This is a genomic window from uncultured Paraglaciecola sp. (assembly GCF_913058035.1).
GTDB lineage: Bacteria > Pseudomonadota > Gammaproteobacteria > Enterobacterales > Alteromonadaceae > Paraglaciecola.
In genome coordinates, this window is record NZ_CAJXPA010000027.1 from 1 (window position 1) to 17748 (window position 17748).

A 17748-nucleotide genomic window follows, 5' to 3' on the forward strand; every position below is an offset into this window, starting at 1 on the left:
GATAAGATACGCAGTCAATTACGCGCTAAGCCAAGTCGAACGTTGCCTGAACTTGCAACATTAAACAGTCTTAGCCAAACATCATTCAAACGAATATTGAAAGAGCATAATATAAGTTTTCAGCAGTTAGTGGATGAATTGTGCTGTCAAGAAGCGTTATATTATTTACAAATTCAGAAGCTAAAAAATGAACAAAGTGCAGCTTATATGCGCTTTAACGACGTCAATAATTTTAGACGTGCAGTAAAGCGTTGCACTGGGTTAACCCCAAGTGAATTGAGACAAACCTAAAAGTATTATCTTTCAAAACTGACCTTCTCCACAAACGATGGCAAATAAGTAACACCATTATTTCTGCTCGAAACTTTAAACAATTAATTACTTTTTGCTAGTATTGTTTGACGCTTTTTAAAATCATGGGCGCCTTGTCTCGCTTCCCACTAAGCGTTGTATTTTACGTAAAACTATCACATTTAAAGATTGAGTAAATTAAAAATAGAAAATTAACAAGACACGCATATTTATAAATAGACTCATCGTAAATACTATAAAAATGATGGTGGATGCCTTTTTCACTCCCTGTTCGCGAACGTTAGTAACCTTCCGTTTTGTGCTCAACCTAATGGCACATTAGCTAGCGTTTTCGATATACATTTAGGTAGACTGCATAGTTATTCATGAGATTTAAATAAAAAGTCCCCACAGGTTTTATCCACAAGACTTTTCAGGTCAATATGAATTTTTTATTATGTTTATGATTTATAGCATTCCGGTCATATATCTGCTGCTTAACGTCATTAAAATATAATAAATTTATTTTTTCGAATCAATATTAATGAATAAAGTGCTGCACCAAGACCCATTATTTTTTGTCGAGCCGTATATAAAAGATAGCGTTTCTGCTCCAGATCCAGCAAGCCCATGCGAGGATAAACGTTCCAACAATCACTCGATTGATAGCTTATTCCGTGACCATTGGCTTGATGTGTGTCGTTTATTACACAAAAATTATGGTTCAGGTCCCCCAGAGCCTGAAGATGTGGCTCAAGAGGCTTTTAGTCAATTTGCTCAAATGAAAAATGTTACCGAGATACAAAACCCTAAAGCCTACATAATAAAGATCGCAGTTAATATCACCCTAAAGTCCATGAGTAAACTGCGTAAAATTCGAGAGCTTATTACGCAGCAATTACACCTCGATGAAGATCAATTAAACGAGATATGCCCAGAGATAATTTTACAAGACGAACAACGTATTGCCGCTATGCAAAATGGCATCAAAAAACTTAGTACCAAACAACGAGACATCTTAATGTGCGTTCGAATAAAAGGTCAAACTTACGCACAAATATCTATGCAAACTGGCTGGAGCCTGGCTGATATTTGCCGTCAACTGAATGAAGCAATGGCTATTTTAGAAAGTATCGACGAACAAGTGCAAGGCATAAACTTTGGTATTGCAGACACAAACATCCACCCTGCCCTTTCACACTCTCGCTCCAAGACAAACGAGAAGAAATCATGAAGTACAACATCAACGAACCTATGGTCGATAAAGCCTGTAAACAGCAAGTAGACATCCCAGTTCAAGATACACCACAAGCTCAGGCACGAAGATGGCTGACTGACTTATATGCTGGCAACTGTGATCCTAAAAGGCGTGAAGAATTTGTTCTGTGGATCAATAATAATGAGCCGAATCGCCATGCATTTAGGCACAGCCTAGAGGTTTGGCAGACTATCGGTATGACAGATTCTGTTGTGGATTGGTTAGAGCAGTGTGCATGTCAAGATTTGCTAGTTCCGCTTATACCAAAGCCCAAACGGAACTTAAAAAAATCTGTAATGTGGTTAAGCAGTATTGCAGCAAGCATCGTTTTAATAGTGGTCAGCGGTGTATTTCACAACCCAGACAAGCTTGATACAACTACGCCAAAAATAGCCTTTAATTCACCCGTAGGGCAAAACCTTACGATTGTCTTGAGTGACGGTTCTAATGTAACTCTGGCAGGAAATTCGAGTATTTTAGTCGATATCAGTCAGCATGCACGGCGCATAACCTTACAAAAAGGTGGCGCCTATTTTGATGTGAGCCACGACCCTAGCCGAGTGTTTTCAGTGACGGCTGAACAACTGCAAGTGAGCGTGCGCGGTACCGCATTTGAGGTGAAACGTAGCACTGATAAAGCAATAAAAATATCGGTACAACGCGGCTTAGTTGAGGTTGCAGAATTACCTGCACAAGTTGCAGTAGATGATCAAAGCGCAACAGATGAACAAGTTTTGCAGTTGCGTGCAAACGAACAAGTGCGTACCGATAACAACGGAACGTTCACCACAAAGGTAATCAAATTTAACTCTGAAACAGAGTTTGCTTGGCTAAAAGGTCGACTCATTTACGATGATATTCCTTTAAAAACAGTAGTGATTGATATCAACCGCTACGCTAAAAAACCCGTTGTAATTTTAGATGAGAGCATCAACAACTTAGCTATCACCGCTTCTTTTACATTTGACCAAATCGATCAAATGCTGGCTGGATTAGCCTCGGCTTACCCGATCATCTTGACTGAAGAAAACGACCGTAAGGTGCTAACTAAACAATGAGTCTTAAGGTTGATATGAATAAATACACTAAATATAAATATCCGCCTTTGTGTGAAGGTTTTGTGAAACCGTCATTCTTTTTGAAAAAATTCTCATCAATATGACTCTTGTAACGAACCCACATTAATTTATTGGAATATACAGCATGATGAAATTGAGTCGCTCGATTAAGTTCGCCTTATTTGGTGGGGCATTTACCTATCTTATGCCGCTTAGTGTTTTAGCGCAGCAAGCACAGGTAAATATCGCTATTCAACCCCTTGGCCAAGCTTTGAATCAACTTTCTGAGCAAACAGGCACTGTCATTATTGCTCCTAGCCGCCTTGTTGGCGATAAGCAATCGGTAGCCACCACGGGTAAATTGTCGGTTATTAAAGCCGTAGAACAATTAATTAAAGGTAGCGGACTAAAGGCACACAAAGAACCAAGTGGTGCCATTGTTATCAAAAAAGCAGATACCGTTTCGTCAAGTATAAAACCAGTATCAGATTATCAGGCGCCTTTGGATGAAGTGGTGGTGACCGGTTTAAAGCGAGAAAGCAGCTTACAAGATACGCCTGTGGCAATCACTGTATTAGGCGGTAATGAATTAAAAGCTTTAGGCGTAACTGACTTTACAGACTTAATCGGTAACCTATCTGGAATTTCAATTAATTCTGCCTATGGTGGTCCTGAAAATAGTTTTATTACTATTCGTGGTATTGGTGGAGCAGATGACTACAAACCCAATGGCAACCCTTCCGTTGCATTACACGTTAATGGTATTTACCAAACATCGAACGCTTATCTAAGCATGCCACTTTTTGATTTAGAACGCATCGAAGTGTTAAAGGGCCCACAAGGTACCTTATATGGCCGCAACACCACTGCAGGTACAATTAACGCCATTACGCATGCTCCTGGCGACAGCTTAAACGGCTATGCCGATATCGAATACGGGTCTTACGACTTTGTTTCTGGTAGCGCCGCGGTTGGCGGTCCGGTATCAGATGATTTAGGTATTCGCGTAGCGGTGTTGATGAAACAAGGTGGCGGTTTTATGGATGGTGCGGGTGCAGGCAGTTTTGCAGGGTTTGTACCTGAAGGCGCTGAAGGTATTGTGCCGCCTGTAGCCGATCCAGGCAGGCGTGAAGGCTTTGGTGACGCCGACTTATTCGCTTTTCGTGGCACCGGTGTATACGACTTTGACGATTTGACTTCACTGACTTTACATTATTTTGTCAGCCAAAATCGAGGCGATACGCGGCAATATGATCGTGTGACTTTCGAAGATGACAACCCTTCACGTAACGCAGGTGAAAACAGTGACCCTTACGAATTTTATGCCAGTGAATATTACTCCCACGAAATTGATGTGAGTGGATTTTCTGGTGATTTTAGTCGCCAATTAAATGTCAATTTAAACATGGATATTTTGTTCGCCTTACAAAGTAGTGAGCGCAATGTCAGTGGCAATGGTGACGGTACCTCATTCCCGCGCTTTCAATACAACTTTGATGATAAGCTTGACCAGACGTCATTAGAAATTCGTTTAAGTGATACAACAGGCGGTGAATTTGACTGGATAGCTGGCGCTTTTATGATTAACGATTCAGTTGATTTTACCAGCAACTGGACCAGCTATGCAGTGTTGTCTCAATACAGCTCACCTTATAATCAACGCCGTAACAGTGTGGCGACTTTTGCTAATGTTGATTGGAATATTTCTAACGATTTGATCATTGCAGCAGGTCTGCGTTACACCAAAGATACCGCCAAGTTTCGTGGCGAAAACATTGACTCCGACCCGTGGGGATTATCGGTATTCGAAACAACCTTCAAAACAAAGGCAAATTTCTCATGGGATCGAGAGTTCGATGACAGTGATTTATCGGGTAAGTTAGCGCTTCAATACTTTGTAAACGATAACCTCAACGTATTTACATCCGTTAGCACCGCTTATCGTGGTGGTGGCTTTGACGGTACCTCCATTTTTTCTGAAGAAGAAACACAACCTTTTGAATCAGAACAAGTGCTGGCTTATGAAGCAGGCGCTCGTTTTGTTACCGATAACATTAACCTTACCTTTGACTTGTTCGCTTATGATTTTGAAGAGCTACAGGCCACGGCTCGCTTATCTAACGACACTAACGGTAGAACGAATGTAGGCGAGGCAACTGTGCGCGGCGCTGAGGCATCACTTGCGCTGACGTTATATGAAACAAACAATCACAAAGTCACCTTTAATACCGCTGGCACCTATTTAGACACTGAAATAACCGAATTCAGCTCTAATCGTGTAAATGATGTAACGAACACCATTGGCGACCCACTACCTGGCTCACCAGAATGGAGTCAAACAGCAGTGCTGAACTATCAAACATCACTGGCGAATAACGCACAGTTAAATGCGCGTGTTAATTACAGTTACCACGGTGAAGAATCAAATCGACTCAACGCTGGGGAAGGTAACACAGCACCCTCTTATAGTTTACTTGGTGTGCGGGTAGATTTAACGTTAGCTAGCGGTCTAAATGTATATGCCTATGGACGTAATATTACTGACCAAGTTTATTTCCTTGAACTTAACGGTGGCTCGCGTTTAGTCGGCGCACCTGCCACTTACGGTGCAGGTGTTAGTTATGCGTTTTAAATGACAGTGTTAATGGCTGGGTTACTCGATAAGTGGAACTAAAACAGGGTTGATTTAACAAGTCCAACACATCACAGATATTCTGTGATGTGTTGCTATTAACATTTTATACACTCTTTATTAAATGCATGTTTATTAAATGCATGTTTATTAAATGCATATTTATTAAACCCATATTTTATTAAACCCTTAGTTAACTATTTAGGAAAAACTATGAAGCTAATCTGGATATCCTCGCTTTGTATCACTCTGACATTATGGGTTGTACCCATTCATGCTCAGTCAGCGCAGGCCAAAATCAGTAAAGCTAAAACGCCTTACACAACGGCATCATCTTGGCCTGATCGTATAATAGTGACGCCTACTGAGTTTCCCGCCACCAGCTTTTCAGTTACTTGGCGCACAGACCAAACTGTAAAGTCACCGCAACTACAAATTGTCAAAGCCAGTCCTGATGCACGCTTTGATATACGGGCTAAATCACTTACAGCAACAACACAAGCGACGTCATTGAGTCATGGAGAAAATTCACAAGGAAAATTTAGCTACCCTGCAAACACTCAACTTTCTATGGTTAATTACCACCAGATAACCTTAAATGATTTGCAACCCAATACGTTTTATAATTACCGAGTAAGCGGCGCGACTGATCATTGGACATCTTGGCGGCAAATAAAAACTGCACCACAACAGCAAAGTAGTGATGTAGAATTTTTATATTTTGGCGATGCACAAAACGGTATTTATTCACATTGGCCGATGTTATTACGCAGAGCATGGCAACAAGCACCCAAAACTGAATTCGCTATATATGCAGGCGACTTAGTTAACGAAGGAGCGAACGATCACCAGTGGTCAAACTGGCTTAACTCAGACCCATTCATTTACAGTATGGTCCCTGCAGTGTTAGTGGCAGGTAACCATGAATACGACTGGCAAGTTCAGAATAACAATAAAAAAATTTGGGCCCTTTCAACTCTATGGCAAGATCAGTTTACTCTACCATCCGCCCCCACTTTGCCACGTGAACTACAAGAAACGGTATATGTTACTCACTACCCAAATATAGACATCTTTGTACTTAATTCTGAAGCATTAGGTGACGTAGCATTATTAGATGCCCAAGCTCAGTGGCTTGACAATAAACTGCAAAACAGCAAAGCAAAATGGCGAATTGTGACCATGCATCATCCGATATTTTCATCATGCGGTATGCCTCTCAATACCCCTGGGCAGGACGAACCTGAAGTTCGCGCTGCATTTTTACCAGTATTTTTAAAGCATAATGTCGACTTAGTATTACAGGGGCACGATCATACCTACTCTCGCGGCAGCATCGGCACGGCAGATGACATAGATAAAATTGCGAGTCCTAACGAGCCTAAAAAAGTTAAGTCAGTATTTTTGACCACAGTAGCAAGTCCTAAAACATATCCTCAGAAGCCTAACCGTTGGCAAGAATACCGTCATTATGGTGTGAAGCTTGAACGCATAGGCGAAAATACACCGACCTATCAAATAATTAAAAAAACAGGTAATCAGCTTAAATATCAGTCTTTTACCTCAGACGGTAAATTGTACGATAGTTTTACCTTAGAAAAAAATGAAAAGGGACAAAACACCTTACAAGTTCAGGCAGGTCTGCCTTTAGAACGCACCTTTGCTGACACAGGCCCTTACAAGAGCCACCATGACTTAGCTGAATAGCGCACTAAATTGGCAATTAAAAATAACTTACTTTATTTGTAAAGTTTATACAGAGCAAATATCTGACTAATAAACCGTCCGCGGTAAGTAAGTATTGTCGCCCACTGTAAATATTGTTAGAAATCACAGTGGGTTATTGTTGATTTGGCCATCTCACTTCATCTGCGTTACCGTCTGTTATGTTAAATGACTTCGCCTTCAATTAACTTTATTACGACCCTAATTAATTCCTTTTTAGTCATGTAACACAGAAACGTTCCCTAGATTAATCAAAGGCCTTTTTATTAATATCAACAAAGTGGCAGATGACCAAATAGTTAAAATAGTGTCTATTTACAATGTGATAGTGGTAACACAATTGTTGGTGTTTACTTGTAGAAAATAACTCTACTTTGTATAAAAAATGGACCTGAGATCCATAAGTAGTAGAAAAAAGGATGTTCTGAAAAATTCTGTTTTGTGGTCCAGTCTGTCAATAATGAATGCAAATAATATATTAGCACTGCAACAAACGAGTAGGACAATAATGACAACCGTAAATCCTTCATCAAATATTAACAGCCAGGAAGGTACTGATGACTCGACACTGCCCGTTAATAAAAGCAATAATAGTAACAGTGCGAATAACGGTGAGAAAACATCCAAGAAACCTAGCTCTGAATTTGACATTAGATTAGCGACGGGTATTTTTCAACCTAAAAAAATATCACCGTTAGATATTAATGTTTACATATTAAATAAATTTGAAAAAGTGCTCGGTGTGGCAAATATCAGTGCAGATCCTCGTAAAAACGAACACTTTCGAAAAGGCTGGCGCTCGGGAGAAGGGACAGCACTTGCAGTCATTTTTCCGCAAACTCTCGAACAATTATGGGCTTCAAGTCATAAGTATGCCGGGTGCAACGTTACATAAATTAGAAGAATTGCTCAAACCTATCCATCGTTCTCCCCATTCTGTTATTGGTTCGTCTACGCTTGGTGCGACTGTTGTTGGTGGGATTGCGAATAATTCTGGTGGGGCACTGGTTAAAAGGGGCCCCGCCTTTACTGAACTTTCGATTTATGCACAAGTTAATCAACACGGCGAGCTTGTGTTAGTCAATCATCTAGGTATCTATTTGGGTGATACTGCTGATGATATTATTCGTAATTTGCAACAAGGTAACTTTAGTGCAGATCATCTTGGACAGGGACAACGGCAAGCTAGTGACCATCAATACCAAGCGAGAATTAAAGACGTAGACGCCAATACACCAAGCCGTTTTAATGCTGATCCCCGACGATTATATGAGTCAAGTGGTTGCGCAGGTAAATTGGTGGTGTTTGCTGTAAGAGTCGATACACACCCTGTTGCAACTAAGGAGCAAAGTTTTTATGTGGGTACAAATAGTTCAGAAGACTTATACCTAATTAGGCGATTGCTGTTAACTGAATTAGAGCAACTACCTGAAGTCGGTGAATATATGCACCGAGATATTTTTGATGTCGCCGCTAAATACGGTAAAGACACTTTTCTAAGTGTGTTGCATTTAGGAACCAAGCGGTTACCCAAAATGTTTGAAATAAAAGGACGAATAGATACCGTTTTAAATAAAATTGCATGGTTACCAAATTATTTAAGTGATCGTGCGCTACAATTTTTCAGTCGCTTTTTCCCAGAACATTTGGCCAAATGAATACGGGCTTACAGACGTCTATATGAACACCACCTGGTGCTTAAATTAAGTGATGAATCGATTGAACAGGGTCGTCATATATTAACCAATTATTTTAAACAGTCTGTCTCAGGCAATTTTTTTGAGTGCACATCATATGAAGCCCAAAGAGCATATTTGCTCAGGTTTGCCGCCGCAGGTGCAGCCATTCGTTATCAGACCATTCATGAAAAAGAAGTCGGTGAAATACTAGCCTTGGATATCGCATTAAAACGTAATGATCCTTAGTGGATTGAAAAATTTGGGCCTGAAATAGAACAGCATTTAGATAAAAAACTCTACTATGGGCATTTTTTCTGTTATGCGTTTCATCAGAATTACATTTTAAAGAAAGGCACTTGTGCTAAAACAGTTAAAAGCCTCATGTTAGCTCAGCTGGATGCAAGGGGCGCTAAGTATCCTGCAGAGCATAATGTAGGGCATCTATATAAAGCCGATGACAACCTATCAGAGTTCTATGATTCACTTGATCCAACCAATACCTTAAATCCTGGCATAGGAAAAATGTCAAAAACACAACGAAACTGTCATTGCTGTTTATAATATATTGGTTATTGAGAGTTCTTCGATAGTACCGACGTTAGTGTAATAATTTGGATATAAAAAATACTATAGACTTTTTAAGACCAAGAAACGGGTGAAAGTAGTTTTCGCTTTTATTAATATTACAGCCGCTAAATTTTCATGAACTCATTCACATTGTGTCCAGATTTTTATGGTATCCCCACTTTTTACTACAAAATAGACTAATTTTGCAGTAAAAAGTGAATTTCAGTGCTGGCATAAGAAGTTACCCATATATCTGTTTTGTTGATTGCTCAGCTACTCAAAAACAACACGCTAGCGACCAGATTGTGAGTTTACAAAAACAATCAGTCAAAGCAGTATGTCAACCCGATTAAGGATAGCTTGCCTGCTCAAACATGGTAAAACTCATCAACTCCTAGGTCACAAGCCCACTTTTATAAAAAGTTAAAGTTGTTATTATTCATCTGCATCAATGATTTTGTCGAAGATAAGGCCGATTTTTTGTGCGCAGATGCTCTTGGGAGCAAACGATCAAAATAAAACTCTGCGGTTTGAATTTTTGATATATAAAAATCATTTGATTCTTCACCCTCGCCACTGTCGAGTAAAGCCGCTGATTTTTCGGCTTGCAAAGCCCAAAAATAGCCCATCATTACATAACCTGAGTACATGAGGTAATCAACCGAAGCAGACCCTACCAACTCTCGGTCTTTCGAAGCGCCCAACATAATACGCAGTGTCATAATGTTCCATTCGATCGCGCGCCTACACAAATTACGTGCCATGCTGCCCACTGGGCCACTTGAAAACAAATGTGGCTTAGCGAATGAAAAAATCACTTTGCTAAAATCACGAATTGATTGTCCTTTGTTTGTCATCAGTACTTTACGGCCTAGTAAATCTAAGCTTTGTATACCGGTTGTACCCTCGTATAACGTCGCTATTCTAGCGTCACGAGCAATTTGTTCCATACCATGTTCGTGGATATAACCGTGTCCACCTAGCACTTGCATACCTAAGTTTGCAGATTCTAAACCTAACTCAGTGATAAAACCTTTAAGGATAGGGGTATAAAATCCTAACTCATCATCACAAGCCTTTTGCTTTTTAGTATCACCTGCAACAGTGGCATTAAACATTTTATCAGCAATTTTTGCGGCATGATAAATCATTGCTCTACCACCTTCTGCAATAGCACGTTGAGTTAATAGCATTTTGCGAACGTCTGGGTGCCATATAATGGCATCAGCAACAGATTCAGGTTGTTTTTTACCCGATAAAGCACGCATAGATTGACGATCTTTGGCGTAAGCGAGTGAGCCCTGAAATGATGATTCAGCATGGCAAACACCCTGCAGCGCGGTACCTATTCTAGCAGTGTTCATAAAAGTGAACATCGCTTCTAAACCTTCATTCTCTTTACCGATTAGATAACCAGTCGCACCATCAAAGTTTAAAACGGCGGTTGCTGAAGCACGAATTCCCATCTTGTGTTCTATTGAACCACAATGTACGGAATTTCTGTTTGTTAACTGACCATCATTGTCAACATTCACCTTTGGCACCAAGAATAATGAAATACCTCTAGTGCCTTTTGGTGCGCCAGGGATACGTGCTAATACAATATGGATAATGTTTTCTGTTAAATCGTGTTCACCAGCCGAAATAAATATCTTTGTGCCAGTCAATCGGTAGCTGCCATCTTCTTGGTTGAGCTCAGCTTTTGTTTTTACTTGTGCCAGATCAGTGCCACATTGGGGCTCAGTCAAACACATGGTGCCACTCCACTGGCCACTGACCAATGGTCCCATAAATTGTTTTTTCTGCAGATCAGAACCGTATTCCAATACGGTATTGACACAACCCATACTTAGTCCTGGGTACATCGAAAAAGACCAGTTTGCACTACCTGTGATCTCTGCTTTAATCAGATTAATTGATGTAGGTAAATTTTGTCCCCCGTGCTCTTCAGGGAAAGATAAACCTTGCCAGCCACCAGCAACGTACTGTTCATAAGCCTCTTTAAAGCCCTTTGGGGTAGATACTTCTCCATCATTAAAATGACAGCCTTCTTTGTCACCGGATAAATTTAGTGGAGCTAACACTTCTTCACTTAAAGTAGCGATACCCTCTAAAATGGCGTCAACCGTGTCAGGGGTAGCATCCGACCCATTTGCTAACGATTCATAATGAGGAAAATAATCTAAAACATCTCTCATTAAAAATTTAATATCTCTCAAAGGTGCCTTATACATTGGCATACTGTTTACCTCTTTATGTTCGTTAACATGATAATTCTAGACGGATTATAGTTGACCAATCTATAATTAAGGGGTTAAATACCATCAATCATAGTGTCAAATACCATCAACCTAACATTGTTGTTTACTATCGAAAATGCATTCATATTATATAAAAACCTTAATTAAAATCTTAAAAGCTCGAAAGCTAGATGTAAATTGCCTCTTCAATAATTCAAGTATTGATGAAGCTGATCTAGAAAAAGAGATCAATTTGACTGCTCAACAGCTTGATACAATATCAACCAATGCGATTGGAATGAGTAAAGATCGTCAACTTGGTTTATTAGTTGGATCAAGTATGGATATTCCATCTCAGGGCATATTTGGATATGCAATCATTACTAGTACCACTATTGGCGACGCACTTAAGTTGATGGTGCGATATAACAAAGCGTTGTTACCTAGTTTAGATGTAAAAATGTTGTCACGGGAACACCGTGTTGAAGTCTTAATTAAAGCGCCTCATTTACCGGATGACCTGAAACGATTTTACATTGAGCTTCTTTATTCTGCCATTATGGGGAGTGGAAATACTTTAATTCCAAAAGGCAGAGTATCAGTACATGTAGAGTTTGATTATGAAGCCCCGTACGACAAAGCCCCGTACCAACAATTATTTGGTTCAAAAGTGAAATTTAATAGTAACCGAAGTGTATTGAGTTTTGATAAAGCAAGTTTAAATATGGGCATTGTCACCGCTAATCCAGTTGCCAGAGACATTTTTCGAAGAGAGTGCGATAGATTATTATCTCGAGACACTCATAGGGGCATGGTAAGCGAGCGAGTACAAGAAGTGCTTTTACAGTCAGGAACAGAATTTCCAACGAGTAAGCTTGTTGCCAATCAATTACACATGAGCGAAAGCACACTGCAGCGCCGTTTAACTAAAGAAGGTTATAAGTTCCAACAATTACTCGATCAAGTTAGGAATAAACTCGCCTATGAATATTTAACAAGCACTCAACTCACCATTAGTGAAATAGCGGCTTTATTGGGATTTAGTGATGCAGCAAATTTCAGAAAGTCTTTCAAACGTTGCTCTAAGAAAACGCCATCAACAATAAGAAGCGACGCTTTTATTAAAAAGGCAACAGATTTAAATTAGTAATACATGCATAGTCAATGATGCTGTCACCACTAAAGTGTTCAACTGCTAAAGCCAATGACTTTTACTTTGACTTTTACTTTGACTTTGACTTTGTCTCATTGTTGAAATATGAAAACACAAAGACAGAAGTAACAACATCTAGTTCAAACAAGTTCCTAGGTGATTTTTCAACAAACTATTCGAATTAACCGTCTTGCTTTATGATGACGTTTAAGACCAAGTATTATTTTAACTGCCTAATTTAAGAGGTGTATCTATTGTTACGACAAACAAATTACATTGAATAAAATAGTTATCATAAATAAATAGATAAAAAAAAAGAAAGAAAGAAAGAAAAAATTTACAAATAACCTTAAAGGTAATGGTAAACGACTGCTTTCATACACAACTCAGCAGGAACGTCAATAATCTTAGGGCTTCAAATCCCTCACAATACGGTAATATCCGCTATGGACGAAGAATTCAAACAGTTACAGGTTATCTCTAACGTAATCACCCAGTATCTAATTAACAACGGTCTTCAAATTTTAGTGACATTGATAATTTTAATTGCTGGATATTTGATTGCCAAGAAACTGGGTAAAGCCGTTCAAGCTTTGATGGTAAGTAAAAAAATAGATGTGACATTAAGTCATTTTATTGGCAACTCCGCCCATCTCGTTATTATGGTCTTTGTCATTATGATGGTTTTGAGCAGACTAGGTATTAGTGTGACACCCTTAATTGCCGTCGTAGGAGCATTGTCATTGGGAGCTGGCTTGGCGTTGCAAGGTATGCTCGCCAATTACGCTGCCGGATTTACCATTATTATCACCAGACCTTTTGTTGTTGGCGATACACTCAGTGTGCAGGGTCAAACAGGCTTGGTCGAAAGTGTGCATCTGGCTTACACCATATTGATAGACGAAGACGACGTGCGTATTCAAATACCTAACCGGCTGGTTGTTGGCGAAATAATGCACAATTCAAAAGAAGAAAAACTGGTTGAATTATGCGTGGGCGTTGCTTATAAGTCTGATCCTCATCAAGTTATTACTATTGTTGAAAATGCTCTCAAGGGGATCGAAGGCATAAACACTGCGCGGGGGCCCGTTATAGGTATCGACGAATTTGCTGATAGTAGTATCAATATTGGCATTAGGTTTTTGGCACCTACCTATAAGTACTTCGAGTTCAAGTATGCTGCTAATCTGGCTATTTATGACGCGTTTAAACAACAAGGTATAGAAATCCCCTTCCCTCAACGCGAAGTGAACCTTACTAATCAATAAGTATCCCTTACAAAAATGTGGGTCAGTCAGCCAAAATTTTGTTCAACCTTTTACCACAAGGCATAATAGAGATTAGTAAGTTCGGGCCGCCGCAGTTAAACAAAGAAAAGAAATTAGCTGTGAAGCTAAATAGGTAGGTAAGTTGGCAAACACCCATTGCAATTTGCGCCAACATTCAGCATTTATTTACAATGGGTTCTATTGCTATTTTCTGACTCGGTCAGCTCTATCGGCCTTGAAATATAGCAATATTAATTTACTGATTACTACGTCATGTCTTTAAAGCGGTTTGTCATGCTTAAGTCGATTGGGTTAGCAAATCCGGGGATACGCATTTCTTTATCGGTCATCTGAATGTCGTTTTCGTCGATAAGATCCTGACCAAAATGATAAATAGTATCAAAGTTACCTTGGGTAGCAGCCGTGTCATAGGCTTTAGCATTCTGGCGCACCTGCTCACGACGGGATTTATAGTCCACCATTTCTTCCTCGCTATATCGCTTGGCTAGCATGGTATCTACAACCTGTGGTGACAACATAGTAGCAGTCGCGTTGTTGCCTCCAAATCCTTTGGAATTTAAAAAAGCGACATCGATATTCCCCGCACCTTTGTCAATATCGGTTATCGAAATATTCAATCGCTCGTCAAATACATCGTCTGCCACTTTATCGATAGTTTTAATGCCCGGAATTAGTCCGTATTTAAACACCCCCAGACTTACCATTAATTGTTCGGCACTGGCGGGAGACAATGGGTGGCCCAGATACGCTTTTGCCGCAGTGACAGGCCAATTTTGAATATCGAATACCTTTGCTATTTCATGAAAAATGCGTGATTCAGTGATCCGGTTTGCAGGGGTACTAGAGCCATGAGCTTGAATAAATGAACGCTTGCGAAGCGACTCGTCACCCACAATCGCACGAGCTGCAGAAACTGCTTTTGCCATAGTAATGTAATTACCGGGACCAGGGGCTGAAATGGATTTTTTGTAGCCATCAGCATTGATAAATACATCACTGACTGCACCATGAATGTCTGCCCCAAGCTCTAAAGCTAATGCATCGTCCATTAACACTACATATTGGGTTGATTCGGCTATGGTAAAACCACAGTTTTCTCCAAAAGGACGGCTGGCTCGGCGATGATCAACACTGTCCGTTTTGTCTAAACGTTTTAAGTTGTCTTCGCTAGCAAGTGCACCCATAGTTGCATAACCATCAATTATCTCTGGCAATATCGGTGCTTCAGCATTACCTACCACTGCCACGCGGCGCTTACCATTACTGATATCTTCAATAGCGGCTCTGAGATTATAGAGGAAACTGGCACAGGCTCCAACAATCGCACTGGTGTGGCCTACGCTACCTAGCACATAAGCATTTACAAAGTCAGCTGGCATAGTATTTAGGCCTAAGGGACACTGCTTAGTGCTTACTCTGCCACCCTTTAAGCGGGACTGCAGCATGCCACCAAAGCCGTTCTCATCAAGCTGGGACATGGCATTACTGGCATATACACCTATTTCATCAGGTTTGACCGCATCGACGACTGTTTTCCACTCAATACCTAATGAACGAATAGCATCTGAGGCACCCATAATCGCCATTTGTAATGCACGAGGATGAAAGCGAGCATTGTAATGATCTGCGGGGTTAAATCCGCTGGGTAACTGTCCGGCGACTTTTACCGGGCATTCACGATAACTGTCAGTTTTGAATTCAACATCGCCAAAAATTTCAATTTTGACGTTTTCTTTATCAATATCACTTAGCTGCCAGCTTGGAGGTAACGGATCGGGTAACTGCTTTCGATTTAATTCAAAACAAATACCTTGTTTATCAGGCGAACGCATCGTGATATTTTTTTGCCAATGCACGGCATCGACATCAAAATGGCTTTTTTCAATTTTACGAATAAGAGTGGAGCTTAAAATTTGCTCTGAAAAGCTTTCAATCACTTCTGCTGCGTTAAAAGACTGTCCATTTGTGTCGGTATAGCTTCCGGCTTCAAAACGCACTAATTTCATCATTGTGGCCAAGCCAAGCATGGTCTCCTGACATTCACTGGCAGGTAAACTTTCTATTACCATACGCTTGTAAGCATGGTGAAACGAACTTCGACCTGCAGCATTAAAGCCACCAAATCCAACTATGACCGGTAATGAAGACATACGTAAAACACCAAAAATTTGAAAATACTCTAATAAACGGTAGTGTAATGCCTTCTTTTATTATCGGGCAGAGTCATATTAGCCATAACTATTGGTGTTTTAGCCATATTATCGGTATTGTTGTGAAAATCACATTAAAAGCTACAACGTCGACTAGTGCATAAAATTACCTTTTTACTTTGCGATAATATGTTGGCGACCAGCGCAACCTTGCCTTTCGAAATGTTACGTGCGGCTGAAAGTGCCGCTCGCGGTGCAGCTGAAAGTGCCGCTCGCGGTGCAGCTGAAAGTGCCGCTCGCGGTGCAGCTGAAAGTGCCGCTCGCGGTGCAGCTGGGAGTGCAGCTCGAGGTGTAACAGAAAATGCCGCTCGCGACATCTTGGGAAACTCTAATCGTGATAGATATGGCCGCAACGTTGAACCAGTTCTAATTCAAACAACCGCAATTAACAAACTGCCAGTGAATAGCAGTGTAGGCTTCCCCCTACTCCCCGATACTACACTTAAAGAGGCAGGCAATAGCGACATTATTTACTTGCCTGCACTGTGGCGAAACCCTCGGCCTATCGTGAAAAAACATCCAGAAATTTTAGATTGGTTGCGCAAAGCTTATGAAAATGGCGCAATGATTTCTGCAGTAGGTACAGGAAGTTGTTTCTTAGCAGAGGCTGGTTTGCTCAACGATAAACCAGCCACCACTCACTGGCATTATTTTGATCAGTTTCAAAGAGATTATCCAAAGGTAAAACTGAAGCGTCAATATTTCATTACTCAGGCTGGCAACCTATATTGCTGTGCAAGTGTGAATGCGATGGCCGATCTCACTGTCCATTTTGTTAAACGCATGTATGGCGATGCAATAGCAAGTTTTGTTGAGCGAAACTTCTCTCACGAGATACGCCGCTCATATGAGCACACCGGCTATTTTGAAGGCAGCACAAAACAGCACCCCGATGAGGATATTGTGCAGGCGCAAATTTGGTTACAGGATAACTATAATCGACAGATTAAAATGAGTGAGGTAGCAAGCCGTTTTGATATGAGTGTGCGTACCTTTAACCGCCGCTTTAAAAATGCCACAGCACAATCGCCTCTGCATTATTTACAAGGAATACGCATAGAAATAGCTAAGGACTTACTGCAAACCAGTAACTTAAATGTGAGTGAAGTAGCAGACAAAATTGGGTATCAGGATGTAGGGTATTTTACCGCTTTGTTTATGAAGCTGCTGTCCACATCACCCCGTGAATACAGGTCAACGGTGCGTGCCAAATTATTTACGGTTGATTAAACATTACAATAATATTTAGCATTCTCAATTCTTGAAAAACACCCACATTCAAAGCTATATATGCCAATCAGATTTTAACACCATCACCAAACAAATAGCGCAGATGGATGCGGTTTGGTCACCGTAGAAACATCACGAACAGATATGGCGTTGTTAGAAGTATCTCATAGTTACCCATACCCAAATGAAATTGGGCGGGTGTTTATGATATTCATTCACCAAAAATGTCTAGTGTAGAAGCCATATTTGTACTGATTTAGCATGCTAGCACTAAGGTCCCTTTAGTCAATTTATGTGTCGATCCTGATTGTGGATTAAAGACACAAAACTGGGATGAAGTCATACCCATTCTTCGAAACATGTTGGGAGCGGCTAAAATAAATCGTACACGTTTTAACCAGTTCGATGCTTAACAA

General features: G+C 40.4%; 11 protein-coding genes and 2 pseudogenes. 11 read left to right on the top strand and 2 right to left on the bottom strand.

Annotated features, from left to right (window positions below):
* The 7 genes and pseudogenes from QZ562_RS05475 to dld all read left to right on the top strand — a co-directional run.
* On the top strand, positions 1-291 hold a 291-nt coding region (locus tag QZ562_RS05475; RefSeq protein ID WP_293757779.1), incomplete at its 5' end, for an AraC family transcriptional regulator.
* Positions 292-835: 544 nt separating this feature from the next.
* Entirely contained in the window at positions 836-1525 is a 690-nt protein-coding gene (locus QZ562_RS05480) for a sigma-70 family RNA polymerase sigma factor (RefSeq protein ID WP_293757782.1), read from the top strand.
* Positions 1522-2607, top strand: a complete 1086-nt coding sequence (locus tag QZ562_RS05485; protein ID WP_293757785.1) for a FecR domain-containing protein — start codon at positions 1522-1524, stop codon at positions 2605-2607. The genes QZ562_RS05480 and QZ562_RS05485 overlap by 4 nt, the downstream gene beginning before the upstream one ends.
* A 145-nt stretch (positions 2608-2752) precedes the next feature.
* A complete protein-coding gene (locus QZ562_RS05490) occupies positions 2753-5239 on the top strand; it encodes a TonB-dependent receptor (protein WP_293757787.1) in 2487 nt (828 codons plus the stop codon).
* Positions 5240-5452: 213 nt separating this feature from the next.
* Entirely contained in the window at positions 5453-6946 is a 1494-nt protein-coding gene (locus tag QZ562_RS05495; RefSeq protein ID WP_293757789.1) for a metallophosphoesterase family protein, read from the top strand.
* A gap of 526 nt (positions 6947-7472) precedes the next feature.
* Positions 7473-7859, top strand: a complete 387-nt coding sequence (locus QZ562_RS21225) for a hypothetical protein (RefSeq protein ID WP_363315323.1) — start codon at positions 7473-7475, stop codon at positions 7857-7859.
* A pseudogene (gene dld, locus QZ562_RS05500) lies at positions 7837-9204 on the top strand (D-lactate dehydrogenase). Before QZ562_RS21225 ends, dld begins: the two are co-directional and overlap by 23 nt.
* Before the next feature lie 419 nt (positions 9205-9623).
* On the opposite strand, the gene QZ562_RS05505 reads toward dld, so the two are convergent.
* Positions 9624-11450 (bottom strand): acyl-CoA dehydrogenase C-terminal domain-containing protein, encoded by a 1827-nt coding sequence (locus QZ562_RS05505; RefSeq protein ID WP_293757791.1) that lies wholly within the window; start codon positions 11448-11450, stop codon positions 9624-9626.
* Between the two features lie 136 nt (positions 11451-11586).
* Here QZ562_RS05505 and QZ562_RS05510 point away from each other — a divergent pair, with 136 nt between their 5' ends.
* Together QZ562_RS05510 and QZ562_RS05515 are read left to right on the top strand one after the other, a co-directional pair.
* Complete coding sequence (locus QZ562_RS05510; RefSeq protein WP_293757793.1) at positions 11587-12597, top strand: AraC family transcriptional regulator; 1011 nt, start codon at positions 11587-11589, stop codon at positions 12595-12597.
* Between the two features lie 452 nt (positions 12598-13049).
* Positions 13050-13871, top strand: a complete 822-nt coding sequence (locus QZ562_RS05515; RefSeq protein ID WP_293757795.1) for a mechanosensitive ion channel family protein — start codon at positions 13050-13052, stop codon at positions 13869-13871.
* Positions 13872-14137: 266 nt separating this feature from the next.
* Here the strand turns inward: QZ562_RS05515 and QZ562_RS05520 are convergent, their stop codons facing one another.
* Positions 14138-16042, bottom strand: coding sequence for a beta-ketoacyl synthase (locus tag QZ562_RS05520; RefSeq protein WP_293757798.1), 1905 nt, complete (start codon positions 16040-16042; stop codon positions 14138-14140).
* A gap of 156 nt (positions 16043-16198) precedes the next feature.
* Between QZ562_RS05520 and QZ562_RS05525 the strand changes: the two genes are divergently transcribed.
* Both QZ562_RS05525 and QZ562_RS05530 read left to right on the top strand, forming a co-directional pair.
* Entirely contained in the window at positions 16199-17332 is a 1134-nt protein-coding gene (locus QZ562_RS05525; RefSeq protein ID WP_293757801.1) for a helix-turn-helix domain-containing protein, read from the top strand.
* Between the two features lie 326 nt (positions 17333-17658).
* Positions 17659-17745, top strand: a pseudogene (locus QZ562_RS05530) (hypothetical protein); the annotation flags it as partial.
* Positions 17746-17748: the final 3 nt, after the last annotated feature.